This is a genomic window from Actinomadura sp. J1-007 (assembly GCF_009793335.1).
Lineage (GTDB): Bacteria > Actinomycetota > Actinomycetes > Streptosporangiales > Streptosporangiaceae > Spirillospora > Spirillospora yumaensis.
The window spans coordinates 6,516,809-6,533,751 of the sequence record NZ_WING01000001.1; the positions used below are offsets into that span (position 1 = coordinate 6,516,809).

14 protein-coding genes and 1 pseudogene are annotated in these 16,943 nt (G+C 74.0%); 5 read left to right on the forward strand and 10 right to left on the reverse strand.

What is annotated here, in order from left to right; translation table 11 throughout:
* Positions 1–18 precede the first annotated feature (18 nt).
* Complete coding sequence (locus GEV43_RS29620; RefSeq protein ID WP_160823487.1) at positions 19–1,467, reverse strand: aldehyde dehydrogenase; 1,449 nt, start codon at positions 1,465–1,467, stop codon at positions 19–21.
* A gap of 153 nt (positions 1,468–1,620) precedes the next feature.
* On the opposite strand from GEV43_RS29620, the gene GEV43_RS29625 reads away from it, so the two are divergent.
* Positions 1,621–3,153 (forward strand): sulfatase-like hydrolase/transferase, encoded by a 1,533-nt coding sequence (locus GEV43_RS29625; protein WP_309239902.1) that lies wholly within the window; start codon positions 1,621–1,623, stop codon positions 3,151–3,153.
* On the opposite strand, the pseudogene GEV43_RS29630 reads toward GEV43_RS29625, so the two are convergent.
* Positions 3,150–5,589, reverse strand: a pseudogene (locus tag GEV43_RS29630) (HelD family protein). The gene GEV43_RS29625 and the pseudogene GEV43_RS29630 overlap by 4 nt on opposite strands.
* 295 nt (positions 5,590–5,884) lie before the next feature.
* Here GEV43_RS29630 and GEV43_RS29635 point away from each other — a divergent pair.
* Both GEV43_RS29635 and GEV43_RS51330 read left to right on the forward strand, forming a co-directional pair.
* A complete protein-coding gene (locus tag GEV43_RS29635) occupies positions 5,885–7,321 on the forward strand; it encodes an alkaline phosphatase (RefSeq protein ID WP_241683087.1) in 1,437 nt (478 codons plus the stop codon).
* Positions 7,255–7,593 carry a hypothetical protein gene (locus tag GEV43_RS51330; protein ID WP_241683088.1) on the forward strand — a complete coding sequence of 113 codons (339 nt, stop codon included), beginning with the start codon at positions 7,255–7,257 and terminating at the stop codon, positions 7,591–7,593. Before GEV43_RS29635 ends, GEV43_RS51330 begins: the two co-directional genes overlap by 67 nt.
* A 167-nt stretch (positions 7,594–7,760) precedes the next feature.
* Here the strand turns inward: GEV43_RS51330 and GEV43_RS29640 are convergent, their stop codons facing one another.
* On the reverse strand, positions 7,761–8,858 hold the full coding sequence (locus tag GEV43_RS29640) for an ATP-dependent DNA ligase (protein ID WP_160823488.1): 1,098 nt from the start codon (positions 8,856–8,858) through the stop codon (positions 7,761–7,763).
* A gap of 163 nt (positions 8,859–9,021) precedes the next feature.
* Between GEV43_RS29640 and GEV43_RS29645 the strand changes: the two genes are divergently transcribed.
* Positions 9,022–9,660, forward strand: a complete 639-nt coding sequence (locus tag GEV43_RS29645) for a dihydrofolate reductase family protein (protein WP_241683089.1) — start codon at positions 9,022–9,024, stop codon at positions 9,658–9,660.
* 224 nt (positions 9,661–9,884) lie between these two features.
* Here the strand turns inward: GEV43_RS29645 and GEV43_RS29650 are convergent, their stop codons facing one another.
* Entirely contained in the window at positions 9,885–10,652 is a 768-nt protein-coding gene (locus GEV43_RS29650) for a pyrimidine reductase family protein (RefSeq protein ID WP_160823489.1), read from the reverse strand.
* Between the two features lie 177 nt (positions 10,653–10,829).
* Between GEV43_RS29650 and GEV43_RS29655 the strand changes: the two genes are divergently transcribed.
* Complete coding sequence (locus tag GEV43_RS29655; RefSeq protein WP_160823490.1) at positions 10,830–11,240, forward strand: hypothetical protein; 411 nt, start codon at positions 10,830–10,832, stop codon at positions 11,238–11,240.
* A 10-nt stretch (positions 11,241–11,250) separates the two neighbouring features.
* On the opposite strand, the gene glgX is transcribed toward GEV43_RS29655, so the two are convergent.
* From glgX to GEV43_RS29685, 6 genes are all read right to left on the reverse strand, one after another.
* Positions 11,251–13,347, reverse strand: a complete 2,097-nt coding sequence (gene glgX, locus GEV43_RS29660) for a glycogen debranching protein GlgX (protein ID WP_160823491.1) — start codon at positions 13,345–13,347, stop codon at positions 11,251–11,253.
* Between the two features lie 131 nt (positions 13,348–13,478).
* Complete coding sequence (locus GEV43_RS29665) at positions 13,479–14,018, reverse strand: MauE/DoxX family redox-associated membrane protein (RefSeq protein ID WP_160823492.1); 540 nt, start codon at positions 14,016–14,018, stop codon at positions 13,479–13,481.
* 50 nt (positions 14,019–14,068) lie between these two features.
* A complete protein-coding gene (locus GEV43_RS29670; protein ID WP_160823493.1) occupies positions 14,069–14,320 on the reverse strand; it encodes a lasso peptide biosynthesis PqqD family chaperone in 252 nt (83 codons plus the stop codon).
* A 300-nt stretch (positions 14,321–14,620) separates the two neighbouring features.
* Positions 14,621–15,160 (reverse strand): GNAT family N-acetyltransferase, encoded by a 540-nt coding sequence (locus GEV43_RS29675; RefSeq protein WP_160823494.1) that lies wholly within the window; start codon positions 15,158–15,160, stop codon positions 14,621–14,623.
* Between the two features lie 63 nt (positions 15,161–15,223).
* Entirely contained in the window at positions 15,224–15,733 is a 510-nt protein-coding gene (locus GEV43_RS29680) for a DUF4262 domain-containing protein (RefSeq protein WP_160823495.1), read from the reverse strand.
* A gap of 166 nt (positions 15,734–15,899) precedes the next feature.
* Positions 15,900–16,931: a DUF4037 domain-containing protein gene (locus GEV43_RS29685; RefSeq protein ID WP_160823496.1), complete on the reverse strand. Its 1,032-nt coding sequence runs from the start codon at positions 16,929–16,931 to the stop codon at positions 15,900–15,902.
* Positions 16,932–16,943 lie beyond the last annotated feature (12 nt).

Below are 16,943 nucleotides of genomic sequence, written 5' to 3' on the forward strand. Positions count from 1 at the left end.
CGGGGGCGGTCACGGGGATCAGATCTCGAACAGGCCGGCCTTCTCGCGCGTGTAGGCGAGCGTGGAGTCGTGGCCGTAGCCGCTGTCCTTGACGCCCTCCAGCGGGAACATGACCTTGCGGAACGTGTTGACCCAGACGGTGCCGGTCTCCAGGTTGCGGAACATGCGCTGGGCGGTGCCGAGGTCGCGGGTCCAGACGCCCGCGGCCAGGCCGTACACCGAGTCGTTCGCGATCGCGAGCGCCTCCTCCTCGGTGTCGAACGGGATCACCACCGCGACCGGGCCGAAGATCTCCTCCTGGCAGACGCGCAGCGAGTTGTCGGTGGTCGCGAAGAGGGTGGGCTCGACCCAGTAGCCGTTCGCGAACCGCTCGTCGGACACGACCTCGGCGCCGTGCCGGCCGCCGAAGACCAGCTCGGCGCCCTCCTTCGCACCGATCTCCAGGTACGAGGTGACGCGCTCGTACTGGTCGCGCGAGACGATCGGGCCCATCGTGGTCTCCAGCGACAGCGGGTCGCCGAGCCGCACGCCCGCCGCGATCTCCCTCATCCGGAAGATCATCTCGTCGTACACGGGGCGCTGGACGAGGATGCGCGAGCCGCCGTAGCAGATCTGGCCCGCGTTCGCCGTGAAGATCGCCTGGGTGGTGACGCCCGGCGCGGCCTTGTCCAGGTCGGCGTCCGCGAAGACGATGTTGGGCGACTTGCCGCCGAGCTCCAGCGCCAGCGGCTTGAGCGAGTCGGCCGAGGCGCGGGTGATGATCCGCGCGGTGTCCACCGAGCCGGTCAGGCTGATCTTGTCGACGCCGCGGTGCCGGACGAGCGGGTCGCCGACCTCCTCGCCGAGCCCGGACACGATGTTCAGCACCCCGGGCGGCAGCACGTCGCGCAGCAGCTCGCCGACCCGCAGCGACGACACGGCCGCCTGCTCGGCGGGCTTGATGATCACGGTGTTACCCGCCGCGAGGGCGAAGGCGGCCTTGGCCGACAGCGTGGAGACGGGGGAGTTCCACGGGATGATCCCGAGCGTCACCCCGTACGGCTCGCGCCGGGTCACGCCGAGCGAGCCGGGCCCGAAGTCGACGCTGCGGCCCTCGACCGCCGAGGCGCAGTCGGCGGCGGCGTTGTTCCACAGGTACGTCATGCCGGGCAGGTCGCGCTTGGCGGTCTCGCTGATGATCCGGCCGTTGTCGCGGGTCTCCAACTCGGCCAGCTCCTGGGCGTGCTTCGCGAACACCCCCGCGACCTTCCGCAGGTAGTGCGCCCGGCCCGCGGCGGGCAGGCCCGACCACTTCGGGAACGCGGCGCGGGCCGCCGCGACGGCCGCCTCCGCGTCCTCGGCCGTGCCGCGCGGGATCCTCGCCCACACCTCCCCGGTGGCCGGATCGACCGAGTCGAGCGTGCCGCCGTCCGCGGCCGGCCGCGCCTCGCCGCCGATCAGGTTGGAGTACTCGTGCGGACCTGTCATCGCCATCCCTTCCCGGTGCCCCTCGTACGGTGACCAAGCGTACGCTTGGTCAACCCCCGGGCGGAAGGCCGGGCCCCGGCATTGCGGCGCGCCCCGCTATTCCCTACTATCTCGACCTACTTAACCAAATTAGTAGGGAAAGTGGGTCGTACCGTGGCCGAACCCCCCAACACCGCACGACCCCCCAACACCGCACGGCCCGCCGAGCCCGCACGGCCGGACGAGCCCGCCCGGCCGGACGAGCCCGTGCGCGAGCCGGGACTGACCAGGCGGGGCGCGGTCGGCGCCCTCGGCGCGGCCGCCGCCGCTGGAACGGTCCTCGCCGCCGGGACGGGCACCGCCGGGGCGGCACCCGCCGAGCGCCCGTTCCGCGCCGGAACGGGCGCCGCCGGACGCGGCGCGCGGCGTCCGAACGTTTTGATCATCCTCGGCGACGACCTCGGCTGGGCCGACCTCGGCTGCTACGGCGCACCGGAGATCCGCACGCCCCACCTCGACCGGCTCGCCCGGCAGGGGGTGCGCTTCACCGACGCGTACTCCGCCGCCGCCGTCTGCTCGCCCACCCGCTTCGGCCTCTACACCGGCCGCTACCCCGGACGGCTGCGCGGCGGGCTGGAGGAGCCCATCGCCCGCCCGCACGAGCTGCACGGCATCCCGCCCGGCCACCCCACCCTCGCGTCCCTGCTCAAGGGCGCCGGGTACGCCACCGCGATGTTCGGCAAGTGGCACTGCGGCTTCCTGCCCTGGTACAGCCCGCTGAAGTCGGGCTGGGACACCTTCTTCGGCAACCTGTCCGGCGCCGTCGACTACTACTCCAAGATCACCGCCCAGGGCCGCGACCTGTACGAGGGGGAGGTCCCGGCCGAGTCGCTCGGCTACTACACCGACACGCTCGCCGACCGCGCCGCCGAGTTCGTCCGCGCCCGGCACGACCGGCCCTGGCTGCTCAACCTCAACTTCACCGCCCCGCACTGGCCGTGGGAGGGCCCCGGCGACCGCCCGACCAGCGACGCGATCACCGCGCGGGTCGAGGCCGGCGACGCGAACGCCCTGTGGCACGAGGACGGCGGGTCCCTCGCCACGTACCGGCGCATGGTCGAGGCCATGGACGCCGGGATCGGCCGCGTCCTGCGCGCCCTGCGCGACACCGGCCAGGAGCGCGACACGCTCGTGCTGTTCTCCAGCGACAACGGCGGCGAGCGCTGGTCGTACCAGTGGCCCCTCACCGGTTCCAAGGCGAGCCTGAACGAGGGCGGCATCCGCGTCCCCAACATCCTGCGCTGGCCCGCCCGCATCGGCCCGCGCCAGGTCAGCCGCGTCCCGGTGATCACCCAGGACTGGACCGCGACCGTCCTGGAGGTCGCCGGCGCGCGGCCGGCCGCGTCCCACCCGCTGGACGGCCGCAGCCTCGCCCCGTACCTCCTGGACGGCGCGGACCCGCCGCGGCACGAGCTGTTCTGGCGCACCCGCACCTCCCGCGCCCTGCGCGACGGCCGCTGGAAGTACCTGCGCGCCCCGGGCCCCGCCGCCGGGCCCGCCGACCGCCTCTACGACCTCGACGCCGACCCGCGCGAGCAGGCCGACCTCGCCCGCGCCCACCCCGACGTCCTGCGTCGCCTGACCGCCCGCTGGGAGCGGATCGCCCAGGACCTCCTGCCCTACCCGGCCTCCGCCGGAACGGGCTAGCCGAGGGCGGAGAGCATCTCGGGGAGGTCGCCGTCGTGGACGACCGTGAGGCGCCGGGTGGCCCGGGTGATGGCCACGTACAGGTCCTGCCCGCCGCGCGGCGCCCCCGCCACGATGCCGGACGGATCGACGACGATCACCGAGTCGAACTCCAGGCCCTTCGACTCGGTCGTGGTCAGGACGACCGCCGGAGCGTCCAGCGCCTCGGGAGCCGTGCCCGCCGCGACGTCCGGAAGGGCCGCGCGGACGCCCTCGCGCGCCGCCCCGGACGTGATCACGGCGAGCTTCCCGGCGCCGGTCTCGTCGCCGATCGGCGCCAGCTCGGCGCGGACCAGCTCCGGGAGGCGGGCCGGCAGCTCGGCCGGCCCGATCCGGACGGCCGCCGGCGGCGGGCCGTCGTCGCGGACGGGCTCGGGCGGCACCTCGCCCGGCGCGACCGCGGCGAGGACGTCCGCGGCCACCCGCATGATCGCCGCCGGGGTGCGGTAGTTGACCATCAGCCGCTGCTCGCGCCGGCGCCCCGGCACGTACCGGTCGAGCATCTCGCCCCACGACCGCGCCCCCGCCGGGCTGCCGGTCTGCGCGATGTCGCCGACGACCGTGAGCGAACGGGTCGGGACGCGGCGCATCACCGCCCGCCAGGCCATCTCCGACAGCTCCTGCGCCTCGTCCACGATCACGTGCCCGTACGCCCACTCGCGGTCGGCGGCGGCGCGCTGCGCGGTGGTGAGCGCCGGGCCGTCGTCGTGGTGCCGCTCGGCGAGCGCGGCGGCGTCCACGATCTCCAGGTCGGCCACGCCGGTCGACTCGATCACCTCGCGGGCGTACAGCTCCTCGGCCTCGCGCTCCCGGCGGGCCTTGCGCAGCCGCGCCCGCTCGGCCGGGTCGTCCTCGCCCAGCCACTCGGCGGCCTCGTCCAGCAGGGGGACGTCCGACACCGTCCACGGGGAGCCCGCCGGACGGCGCAGCGCCTCGCGCTCGGCCTCGGTGAGGGCCTCCCCGGCGCTCCGGAGGCGCTCGGGGTCGGCGAACAGCTCATCGAGGAACGCCTCGGGGGTGAGCTCGGGCCACAGCGCGTCGATCGCGCCGCGGACGGCCGGGGTCTGCCAGAGCTCCGCCTTGGCGAGGCGCAGGTTCTCCTCGTCGAGCAGCGGGGACTCCTCCGCCTCGTCCATCAGCTCCTGGAGCCAGGCGGGGACGCCGCCCGACGCCGCGATGTCCTCCAGCGGCTCGTCGGTGATCCGGTCGTACTGCTCGGCCCGGTCGAGCGCGAGCGCGTCGAGCAGCGCGTGCGCGTAGGCGCGGCGCTGCACGTTGTGCGGCGCGCGCAGGGCGCGCGCCCGGTCGCGGGCCCGGACGCACTCGTCGTGCCCGACCCGGAGCGTCATGTCCTCGACCTCGATCTCGAGGTCCCCGTCGGGAACGCGCTGGCGGTCGCGCACGGCCGCCTCCACCACGTCCGCCATCCGCAGGCCGCCCTTCACCACCGCGACCTCGGGGACTCGGTCTCGGTCGCGCGGACGCCCGGGTACAGCTCGCCGACCGTCGCGAGCGCCACGTCGGTCTCGCCGAGCCCGGGGAGCACCTGCTCGATGTAGCGCAGGAACGTCGCGTTGGGCCCGACGATCAGCACGCCGCGCCGTTCCAGCACGTCGCGGTGCGTGTAGAGCAGGTACGCGGCGCGGTGCAGGGCCGCGACGGTCTTGCCGGTGCCCGGCCCGCCCTGGACGACGAGCACGCCCTGGAGCCCGTCCCGGATCACCTGGTCCTGCTCCTCCTGGATCGTCGCGACCACGTCGCCCATCCGGCCCGTACGGCCCCGGCGGAGCGTCGCGAGCAGCGCCGCCTCGCCGACGATCGTGCTCCGGTCGTCCTCCGACATGCCCTCCAGGTCGAACACCTCGTCGTCCAGCCGGGCCACCTCGCGGTCGCGCAGGTGCAGGTGGCGCCGGCGGACGAGCGTGCCCGGCGAGCCGGCCGTCGCGGTGTAGAACGGCCGCGCCGCCGCCGCGCGCCAGTCGATCAGCAGCGGCTCGCGGTGCTCGTCGCGCAGCCCGATCCGGCCGACGTAGAACGTGTCGCCCGCCGCGTCCCCGTCGGCCCGGTGGTCGATCCGGCCGAACACCAGGGCCCGCTCGACCCCGACAGCCGCGCGAGCGCGCGGGCGGCCTCCTCGGCGGCGACCTCGCGCTCGACCGCCGCCTGGAAGCCGCCGCCGCCCCCGCGGCCCGGCCCCGACCGCAGCGTTGCCTCGGCGGCCTCCCGCTCGGTGTCGAGCCGCGCGTACACCCTGGTCACGTACTTCTGCTCCGCGCGCAGAGCCGCGTCGAGCGCGTCGGCGGCCTCTCCGCCGTCCCGCGCCGCACCGCTCTGACCGGGCGATTCGTCGCCGCTGCCGGCCACTTCCGGAAGGGACTTGACTTGACGGGCTCGCATGCCTCAGGTACTCTCCTGTTAAGAGGATGGCCGTTGTCTGCGCAATTCGTAAGTCGCTAGCCTACCATCCGGATACCGCCCCGTGCACGCCCATCTCCCGGTCCGCCCGCTTCCGGGTCTTCCGCCCGCGCTCGCATGTGACGGGTGAAACACGCGGTGTGACGGGGTACGTACGTGACGGGCAAAAGATCGTTCCTGTTGGAGCGGCCGTCACCCGGGGGGAACGCGGCGGCCACCGGCCTTCGTGAGGCTGTCCGGCGATCGATGCCGGACAGCTCCGAAAGGTCCCAACCTCATGGCCGACTCGCCGCGCCTGCTCAACCGGAGATCCTTCCTCGTCACCAGCGGACTCGCCGTCGGCACGGTCGCCGCCGCCGGCGCCGCGCCGGGCCTCGCCGGGTCCGCCCAGGCCGCCCCGCGCCCGCCCGGCCGCCGCTCCGGGCCGCTGCCCTCCGACCCGTTCACCCTCGGCGTCGCCTCCGGCGACCCCGACCACGCCGGCTTCGTGCTCTGGACGCGGCTCGCCCCCCGCCCGCTCGCCGAGGACGGCCTCGGCGGGATGCCCGCCGCCGCCGTCCCGGTGCGGTGGGAGGTCTCGTCCGACGAGCGGTTCAAGCGCGTCGAACGGCGCGGCACCGCGACCGCCCGGCCCGAGTCCGGGCACTCCGTGCACGTCGAGCTGGACGGCCTGCGCCCCGGCCGCGACTACTGGTACCGCTTCCGCGCGGGCGACCACCTCTCCCCGGTCGGGCGCGCCCGCACCGCCCCGCGCCCCGACTCGTTCGGCCCGGCCCTCGCGATGGGCTTCGTGTCGTGCTCGCAGTTCGAGCACGGCCACTTCACCGCCTACCGGCGGCTCGCGGAGGAGAACCCGGACCTGATCCTGCACCTCGGCGACTACCAGTACGAGTACAAGAAGGGCGCCTACACGATCCCGGGCGGCAACGTCCGCGACCACGAGGGGCCCGAGACGGTCACCCTCGGCGGCTACCGGCTGCGGCACGCCCAGTACAAGACCGACCCCGACCTCCAGGCCGCGCACCTCGCCGCGCCGTGGGCCGTCGTCTTCGACGACCACGAGGTGGAGAACAACTGGGCCGGCTGGGTGCCCGAGGCCGGCTCCGACACCCCCGACCCGGCGGCCTTCCGCGCCCGCCGCGCCGCCGCGTTCCAGGCGTACTACGAGAACATGCCGCTGCGCCGCCGCTCCATCCCGAACGGCCCCGACATCCAGGTCTACCGGCGGCTGCGCTGGGGCAAGCTCGCCAACTTCCACATGCTCGACACGCGCCAGTTCCGCGACGACCAGGCGTGCGGCGACGGCAACAAGGTCTGCCCCGAGGCGAACGACCCGAAGCGCACCATCACCGGCGCCGAGCAGGAGAAGTGGCTGATCGACGGGTTCCGCCGCTCGGAGGCCCGCTGGGACGTCATCGGGCAGCAGGTCTTCTTCGCCCAGCGCGACAGCGACGCCGGGCCGCTGAAGAAGACCAGCCAGGACGCCTGGGACGGCTACGTCGCGTCCCGCGGCCGCATCACCAAGGGCTGGATGGACGCCGGCGTCCGCAACCCCGTCGTCCTCACCGGCGACGTCCACGCCCACTGGGCGAGCGACCTCAAGGCGGACTACGACGACCCGACGTCGAAGACGGTCGGGCGGAACTGGTGTGCAGCTCGGTCACCAGCGGCGGCGACGGCGCCGACTCCGACCCGGCGACCCAGCCGTACCTGAAGATCAACCCGCACCTGCGCTTCTACAACAACCAGCGCGGCTACGTGCTGACCCGCATCGACAGGCACGAGATGAAGGCCGACTTCAAGACGCTGTCGACCGTCCGCTCGCCCGGCGCCACGGCGTCCACCAAGGCGACGTTCGTCATCGAGGACCGCGTCCCCGGCCTGGAGCAGACCTACCTGCGCCCGTACAACACCCCGAGGAGCGCGATGAGGCCGGACCGCGACCTCCTCCAGGAGACCATCGACAACGAGACCCGCCGCCCCTGACCCGACCCGCGCCGCCCCGGCCGGCCTCCCGCGCACGCGGGCCGGCCGGGGCACGCGCCTCCGCGACTCCCCGGCGAACGCGCGCCCCGCGGAACGCCCCGCCGCCCCGTTCCCTGCGGCGGTGGGGCCGTATCCGGACTTCCGCTCTCGCGACCTGACGGGACCCTTCAAGCGCCCCGGTCGGCACGAGGGCTCTGGGCATCGCCTTCGAAGATGTCGTCGAGGTCGTAGGCGACCGGCACCTCCAGCTGCTCGTAGGTGCAGGAACCGGGCGTGCGGTCGGTGCGCCAGCGGCGGAACCGGGCCATGTGGCGGAACCGGTCGCCCTGCATCGCCTCGTACGCCACCTCGACGACCAGCTCGGGGCGGATCGCGACCCACGACAGGTCCTTCTTGCCTGTCCAGCGGGAGATCGCGCCCGGCATCCGGTCGGCGGTCGCCTCGGTCTGGCGGGCCCAGCCCTCCCAGGGGTGGCCCTCCAGGTCGTCCATCCGGTACGGCTGGAGCTCGTCGACCAGCTCGGCGCGCCGCCGCATGGTGAACGACCCGGCGACGCCGACGTGCTGGAGGTGGCCCTCGGCGTTGTAGAGGCCGAGCAGCAGCGACCCGACGATCGGCCCGGACTTGTGCCAGCGGAACCCCGCCACCACGCAGTCGGCCGTGCGCTCGTGCTTGACCTTGAACAGGGCGCGCTTGTCGGGCAGGTAGGGGATGTCGCGCGGCTTGGCGATCACCCCGTCCAGCCCGGCGCCCTCGAACTCGTCGAACCAGCGCAGCGCCAGGTCGTAGGAGTCGGACACCGGGGTCACGTGCACCGGCGCCCGCGCGCCCGCCAGCGTCTCGGCCAGGCGGCGGCGGCGCTCGCCGAGCGGCACCTCCATCAGCGACTCGTCGCCGACCGCGAGCAGGTCGAACGCCACGAACGAGGCGGGCGTCTCCGCGGCGAGCAGCTCGACGCGCGACGCCGCCGGGTGGATGCGCTGTTGGAGGGCGTCGAAGTCGAGCTGGGCGCCCTTGCGCAGCACGATCTCGCCGTCCACGACGCACCGTTCGGGCAGCTCCCGCTTCACCGCCTCGACGAGCTCGGGGAAGTAGCGGGTCAGCGGCTTCTCGCCGCGGCTGGACAGCTCCACCTCGTCGCCGTCGCGGAAGACGACGCAGCGGAAGCCGTCCCACTTGGGCTCGTACAGCAGGTCGCCCTTGGGCATGGTCTTGACCGCCTTGGCCAGCATGGGCGACAGCGGCGGACTGATCGGCAGCTCCATGCCCCCATCTTGCGCCCTGCCTCCGACATCCGGACGTGCCGGGGGAGTGGATATGACCGTCGGTTAATGTGCAGGTCATGCGCCGTTTGCTCCCGGACCCCGCCGGCGGGTCGATCCGTGGGACGCCTACGCCGACGCGCCCGGCCTGCGCGTCGGCATGGTGATGAGCGCGGACGGGTCGGTCACCGACGCCGACGGCTGGACCGACGGCCTCGGCGGCGACGCCGACTTCCGGGTGTTCCGCACGCTGCGCGCGCTCGCCGACGCGATCCTGGTGGGCGCCTCCACCGCCCGCACCGGGCGGCTCGGGCCCGCCCGGCTCCGGCCCGACCTGCGCGAACGGCGCGGCGCCCCGCCCGCGCCCCTCGCGATCGTCAGCCGGACCCTCGACCTGGACTGGACGCTGCCGCTGTTCACCGCCGCCGAGACGCCGACGCTCGTGGTGACCTCGTCGTCCGCCCTCGCGGCCGGGACCGTGCCGGGCGGCGTCCCGGTGGTCGCCGCGGGCGAGGACGACGTCGATCTCCACACCGCCGTACGGCTCCTGCGTGAGGAGCACGGCCACGAACGCCTGCTCTGCGAGGGCGGGCCCACCCTCGTCACCGCGCTCGTCCGCGAGGGCCTGGCGGACGAGCTGTGTCTCAACGTCGCGCCCGCGCTCCTCGGCGGCGGCCCCGCCCACACCCGCCTGCTCGGCCCGCTCGCGGCGGAGGCCCCGCTCGACCTCGCGGCCCTGTACGAGGACGAGGGCGTCCTGTTCACCCGCTACCGGTTCCGCCGGCCGCCCGCCGCGCCGCGTTGACCACACCCGGACGGACCGCTCCCGCACCGGGCCCGCGGCTCGCTGACGTCGGGTCGACGCGCATTCCCGTACCGGGCGGAACGTCGTTCGTGGGCCGGGCGATCGCGGAGGACGCCCTGGCGCGTACCGTCCGGCGCGGAGGTGACCCTCTTCGGCCGGAGCAGGAGCGGAGGCTTCTGGTGACCGCCTGACCCTGGGGTCGTCGCGTTCCTCGCGGTGCGGGCTCAGGCGCGGGGCGAGGCGCCGTCCGGTCGGCGGACGTAGCGCAGGAGCAGGAAGCCCTCGCTCTCCAGGATCTGGACGGGGCGCAGGTCGGCGGTGACCGCGACCGGCGGGCCTTGCAGGATGCGCGGGGAGGCGCCGCCGACCAGCATCGGGCTGAGCGTCAGGCACAGCTCGTCCAGCAGCCCGGCCGCCGTGATCTGCGCGAGGACGCCGGGCCCGCCCTCGCAGAGCAGCCGGCGCAGGCCGCGCTCGTTGAGCGCCTCGAACGCGGACCGGAAGTCGAGCAGGTCGCGCCCTGCGACGATGACGTCGGCGCGCTCGCGGGCGGCGCGGACACGTCCGGGATCGGCGGCCTCGGTGGTCAGCACGATCGTGCGCGCGTCCGGCTCGGCCTCGGTGAAGACGGGCGCGTCGAAGTCGAGGTCGAGCGCGTGCGACACGATCGCGAGCGGCGGGGCGGGCGGGCGTCCGGCGCGGAGCCCGTCCCAGCCGTCCCCGCCGGGACGGACGGGCCCGTAGCCCTCGGCGCGGACCGTTCCGGCGCCGACCACGACCGCGTCGGCGAGCCCGCGCAGGAGCCGGAACAGCCGCCGGTCGGCGTCGCCGCCGAGGCCGCCGCTGCGGTCGTCCCGCGTCGCCGCCCCGTCCAGGCTGGAGATCATGTTGGCGCGGAGCCACGGACCGCTGTCCGGGTAGGCGTACGCCTCCGCGAGGCGCACCGGGCCGTCCGCCGGGGACCAGGGCCGGACGGGATCGGGTCGCTGCATGGGACCCGAAGCTAGCGCACCGCGCGGCGGGCCGCGGGGAGGCCCCCGCGCCGCGTCCCGCCCGGTCATGACCTGTCCGGTAACGGTCTGTGTCGCAATCTGTACGAATCAGTCACGGCGGGGCCGTTCCTCTAGGACACTGAGTGCCCGGGAGGAACGCACCGAAGGGAGCGGGGGGTGGGGTTCGTCGCACTCGCGGCTTGGGTTCTCGCCGCGCTGGTCGGGCTGTACCTGCTGGCGAGATGGCGGGCGAGCGGCGGCCTGACGAGCCAGGCCACCAAGGTCACGCGCTTCCCGGCGGCGCTGGTGGTCGGGCACCCGCTCGCGGCCGCCGCCGGCCTCGCGCTCTGGATCGCCCACCTCGCCACCGGAAGCGCCCCGTACGCCTGGGCCGCGTTCGCCGCGCTGATGGTCGTGGTGTTCCAGGGGTTCCTGCTGTTCACGCGCTGGCTGGTCGGCCGCGGCGGGCGGCACGCGCGCGGGGCGGAGCAGGCGTTCCCGGCCGCCGCCGTCGCCGCGCACGGCCTGGTCGCGGCGGCGACGGTCGTGCTCGTCCTGCTGGCGGCGCTGCGAGTGCGCGGGACCTGAGCCCGGCCGGTCAGGGGAGGCGGCGCAGGACGGTCAGCGAACGGTCGGCGATGGCGAGCTGGTCGCGGGCCTTGACGCGGGGCCGTTCGCCGACGGTGCCCGGCTGCATGGTGTCGAGGGCGTACTCCCACCGCTCGCCGTACTCGGGGCCCGGCAGCGTGAACTCGACCGTTTCCGAATGCGCGTTGATGAGCAGCAGGAACGAGTCGTCGGTGATGCGCTGGCCGCGCGGGTCGGGTTCGGTGATGGCGTCGCCGTTGACGAAGACGTTGAGGGACTTGGCGAATCCGACCGTCCAGTCGTCGTCGGTCATCGCCTCGCCCGCCGGGGTGAGCCACACGATGTCGGCGATGTTCTCGCCGTTGAGCGAGACGCCCTCGAAGAAGCGCCGCCGCCGGAACACCGGATGGTCGTGCCTGAGCCGCGACAGCGACCGCACGAACGCCGACTCGTCGTCGTCCTCCCAGTGCACCCAGGCCAGCTCGTTGTCCTGGCAGTAGGCGTTGTTGTTGCCGCGCTGCGTGCGCCTCATCTCGTCGCCGTGCGAGATCATCGGCACGCCCTGGGAGAGGAAGAGCGTCGCGAGGAAGTTGCGCCGCTGCCGGGCCCGCAGGTCCAGGACGGCGGGCTCGTCGGTGTGCCCCTCGTAACCGCAGTTCCAGGAGCGGTTGTCGTCGGTGCCGTCCCGGTTGGCCTCGCCGTTGGCGTCGTTGTGCTTGGTGTTGTAGGCGACCAGGTCGTGCAGCGTGAAACCGTCGTGGCACGTCACGAAGTTGACGGACGCGAACGGCCGGCGCGCGCTGTGCTCGTACAGGTCGGACGACCCCGTCAGCCTCGACGCGAACTCCGGCAGCGTCGCGTACGACCCGCGCCAGAAGTCGCGGACGGTGTCGCGGTACTTGCCGTTCCACTCCGACCACAGCGGCGGGAAGTTGCCGACCTGGTAGCCGCCCTCGCCCACGTCCCACGGCTCGGCGATCAGCTTCACCTGCGACACCACGGGATCCTGCTGGACCAGGTCGAAGAACGCCGCGAGCCGGTCGACGTCGTGCAGTTCCCGCGCCAGCGCCGACGCCAGGTCGAAACGGAATCCGTCGACGTGCATCTCCAGCACCCAGTAGCGCAGCGAGTCCATGATGAGCTGCAGCGCGTGCGGGCTCCGGACGTTGAGCGAGTTGCCGCATCCGGTGTAGTCGAGGTGGTAGCGCTTGTCGTCGTCCCTGAGCCGGTAGTACGAGGCGTTGTCGATGCCCCGGAACGACAGGGTCGGGCCGAGGTGGTCGCCCTCCGCCGTGTGGTTGTAGACGACGTCGAGGATGACCTCGATGCCCGCCTCGTGCAGGGCCTTCACCATCGCCTTGAACTCCAGCACCTGCTCGCCGTGCTGCCCGGCCGACGAGTAGGCGTTGTGCGGGGCGAGGAAGCCGATGGTGTTGTAGCCCCAGTAGTTCGTCAGCCCCCGCGCGACCAGCGCGTGCTCGGGCACGAACTGGTGCACCGGCATCAACTCCAGCGCCGTCACCCCGAGGTCGAGCAGGTGGTCGATCATCACCGGGTGCGACAGCGCCGCGTACGTCCCCCGCTGCTCCTCGGGCACGCCCGGATGCAGCCGGGTCAGCCCCTTCACGTGCGCCTCGTAGATCACGCTCTGGTGGTAGGGGACGCGCGGCGGCCGGTCGTCGCCCCAGTCGAAGAACGGGTTGATCACCACGTTCTTCGGCATGTACGGCGCGCTGTCGTCCTCGTTGAGCGCGTCGGGGTCGGCGAACCGGTACGAGAACAGCGACTCGTGCCACCGCACCCCGCCCTCGAACGCCTTGCCGTACGGGTCCAGGAGCAGCTTGGCCGGGTTGCAGCGGTGGCCGTTCTCCGGCTCGTACGGCCCGTGCACGCGGTAGCCGTACGCCTGGCCGGGCCCGACGCCCGGCAGGTAGCCGTGCCACACGAAGCCGTCGACCTCCGGAAGGTCGACGTGCGTCTCGCCGTCCTCTCCGAACAGGCAGAGCTCCACCCGCCGCGCCACCTCGGAGAAGACCGCGAAGTTGGTCCCCGTCCCGTCCCACGTGGCGCCCAGCGGGTACGGCTCGCCCGGCCAGACGTCGCGCATCGCTGCTCCCACCCCTCGGCGGTCTGAGGTCATGCCCCGTCGATTCTGGCTTATCCGCGCGCTCCCCGCCCTTCCCCCAACCGAGATCACCCCGTTACACACCGCCAGCGCCGGGGGCGGGCCCGGCGGTCTCAGCCGCGCGCCCGCGCCCGGCGCAGGCGGTCGAGGACGGCCTCGACCGCGCCGTCCCAGTAGCGGATGAGGGCGACGGCCGCGGCCGCGCCGGTGAGGGCCGCGAGGACGAACGGCAGGGGGCTCACGCGCACGTGCGCGAGGACGACGCCGCACAGCGCGATGGCGAGGAGGAACCCGTTGCGGACGAGGAGCGGGTAGCCGAGGACCGCGCCCCGGCCGCCGAAGCAGCGGCACTCGCCGAAGACGCCGCCCCGCACCGCGCGCACGACGACGGCCATGAACGACACCAGCAGCAGCGCCGCGCACGCGAACCCGAACCGGGTCGTCCACGGGAACACGATGAACACCGCCGTCATCGCCTCCAGCCCGGTGAACGCCGCGGCGGCGACGGTGCTGACCGTCCCGGACCTCATCAGCAGCCGGCCCACGGTCGCGCGGAACATCCGGAACGCGCCGGAGTCGCGCATCTTGGTGAGGAACGCGAACCCGAAGACGACCACGAGCGCGGCCTGCGCGGCGGGGAGCAGCAGGTCCACGGCTCAGCCGCCCGTCCGGCGGGGCGCGGGGCGGGCCGCCGCTCGCGCGGTCATGGCAGGATCACCCGCGCCTCGACCAGCGAGGCGATGAGCGCCTCGACGTCGTCGGCGATCCGGTCGGCGAACGACGGGTGGCGGGCCGCGAGCTCGTCGGCGGCCTCCTCGGCGGTGCAGCCGGCGAGCAGCAGCCGCACGACGTCGCTTCCGGTCTGGTTGAGCGTCCAGTAGCGGCCGGTGCGCTCGTCGAGCAGCACCATGCCGGTGTCGGCGTCGGTGGCGGAGACGTCGGGGGAGAGCTTCATGGCGTCCTCGAACGGGGTTTCGCGCGCGGGGCGACGGTGGCAGGCGGCGACTCTGGAAAGCAGGCGACTCGGGACGGGTGGCGGGAGCGGGAGACGGGACCGGGGTCGGCACGCGTCCGGGCGTTCGACCGCGCCCGGGAACGATGCGCATCGTCAAGCTAGCATCACCCTCCGTCACTGACCGATGACCTCTGGTGACAGTGGTAGGAGGGCGCAGTGACCCCGCGCGAACCTTGGGGTCAGCACGCCGGTCGCGCTACGTACGGTGACACGCCGCAGGTCAGGGCCGACCCGCTGGAATCACGGACGGTGGACCGAGCGCCAGACCAGCTCGCCGCTGCGCCACTCGCCGGTGGGACGCAGCCCGGCGCGCCGGGCCACGGCGGCCGACGCGGCGTTGTCGGGGTGGACGCACGCGACGATCTCGCCGACGCCCTTGCCCGCGAGCCAGCCGACGAGCGCGCGGGCGGCCTCGGTGGCGAAGCCGAAGCCCTGGTACGGCATCCCGATCACCCAGGCCACGGACGCGGCCGGCCCGCCCGCCGCGGGCCCGTCCGCCGCCGCCGGGGTGACGGTCGCCTGGACCGTCCCGACCGCCTGCCCGTCCCGCCTGCGCCGCACGATCCAGTTGAGCCAGGACTCCTGGTGGAACGGCGCCGGCCCCGCCACCAGATGCTCGTACCGGGCGCGCAGATCGTCCCGCGAGAGCGGCTCGCCGCCGATGTAGGCGTGCAGCCGGGCGTCGCCGAGGACGTCCGCCATCTCGTCGGCGTGGTGGACGGCGAGCGGCTCCAGCAGAAGCCGCCGTGTCTCCAGGGTCTCCGCGATCGGTCCGAACACCCGCACGACCTTACGCGTCCCTTCCCGGCGTCCGCGCCCTTCGCGCCCGGCGGCTTCGGCCGCTCACGTCCACGCGCCGCGCGGGTGCTGCCGCGGGTCCAGCCACAGCCACGGCTGGGTGCGGCGGAACGGCAGGTCGGTGCCCGGCTGCCACGGGAACAGGCCGTTCGCGTCGGGCCACACGACCTGGAGGAACGGCAGCGGCGGGCGGCGGTAGAACGCGACGGCCCCGCCGAGGAACGACTCGTACCAGCGGGTGTCGACCGTGCGGAACGCGACGGGCAGCCCCCGCGCCCCGTCGGGCAGCCGCTCGCCGTCGGCGGGGGAGCCGCCCTCGGCGGTACGGCGGCCGAGGGCGTTCAAAGTCTCCTCCATCTCGTACACGTCGCCGCCGAACATCGCGAGCTCGGGCGCGCGGTGGCTGTGCCACAGCCCGATCGTGTAGGCGTGGCCGGGCCGCTCGCCGTCCGGCTGGACGAGCACGACGCTCCACCCGTACTGGGTGATGTGCACGATCGTGCGGAGCTGGAAGTTGTCGAGGCGGTCGCGGTCGCCGTAGTCGTGACAGATCACGCACTGGCACGGGGGCGGCCGTCTGACATGAGCCCAAGCCTACGATCTTGCGGCCCCCGCGCCCCCGCCACGGCCGACGAGCCGCCCCGCCCGAGGCCGCCGCCCTGCGCCCGGCCCGTGCCGGCGCGCCCCGGCCCGTGCCGTACGGCTCGCGGCCGCGGCGCGCTCACGCCGAGGCGAGCAGGGACCGGTAGACCGCCGCCAGCTCCCGCGGCCACGGCGTGAACGTGACCATCGCGTCGTCGGCGTGCGTGAGCTGGTCGATGCCGCCGACCGCGACCAGGCTCCGCAGCGCGGGGTCGGAGATCGCCGCGACGGCCGACGCGGCGATCTCTCCCGCGTTGACCACCCGGTACGGGCGGACCGCGTCGTTGATCCCGACGCGGAAGTCGCCGGCCGCCGGGACGACCGGCGCGGCCAAGCCCAGCGCGTTCTGCCGGTGGGCGAGTTCGAGCAGCGCGGACGTGAAGTCCTCGGCGTCGAGGAGCGGGCCGAGCGTCGCCGCCGCCTCGAGCTCGGCGAACGCCGTCCCGAACCACTTGTCGTACGGCCGGTACCGGCGTTCCTGGAGGAACGCCGTCTCCATCGCCAGCCGGCACAGCTTCGCCGCTAGGAGCCGCGCGCCCCTCCGGTCGCCCGTCTCCAGCGTGCGGCCGAGCAGCGGCTCGGTGTTGCCGATCAGATGCCACTGCGCCGCCAGCAGCCAGCGCCACACGTCGTCCGGATACCACTCCAGCATCGCGCGCACGCGCGTGAGGTCGCCCGGGTCGTCCCGGAACACCTCGCCCCGCGTCACGTGCAGCAGCCTCTGCTGGGGCAGCGCGAGCCAGTCGGCGTGGTCCAGCCCCGCGCGCGGGTCGAACCCGAGCTGCTCTGCGATCCACGCGTCGAACGTCGTGATCTCGACGTGGTGGCTGACGGTGCCGGTCGCCAGCGAGTACCAGGCCGTCGGACGGCCGCCGTACTCGCGCGGCAGGCCCGCCTCGACCGCCCTCCGCACCTCGCCGGTCCGTTCCGGCGGCACGAGGAGCTGGACGCGCGGACCCCACTCGTGGTCCGTCGAGCGCTCGTCGTCGTACCCGAGGACCTCGGATCCCTCGCCGAGCAGGCAGGCCGCGTGCGGCGCCCTCACCAGGGGCGCCACCGCCTCCGCGTAGAACGACCGCGCCAGCGCGAGTCCCGGTTCGAAGCTCGTCATCCGCACGAGGCT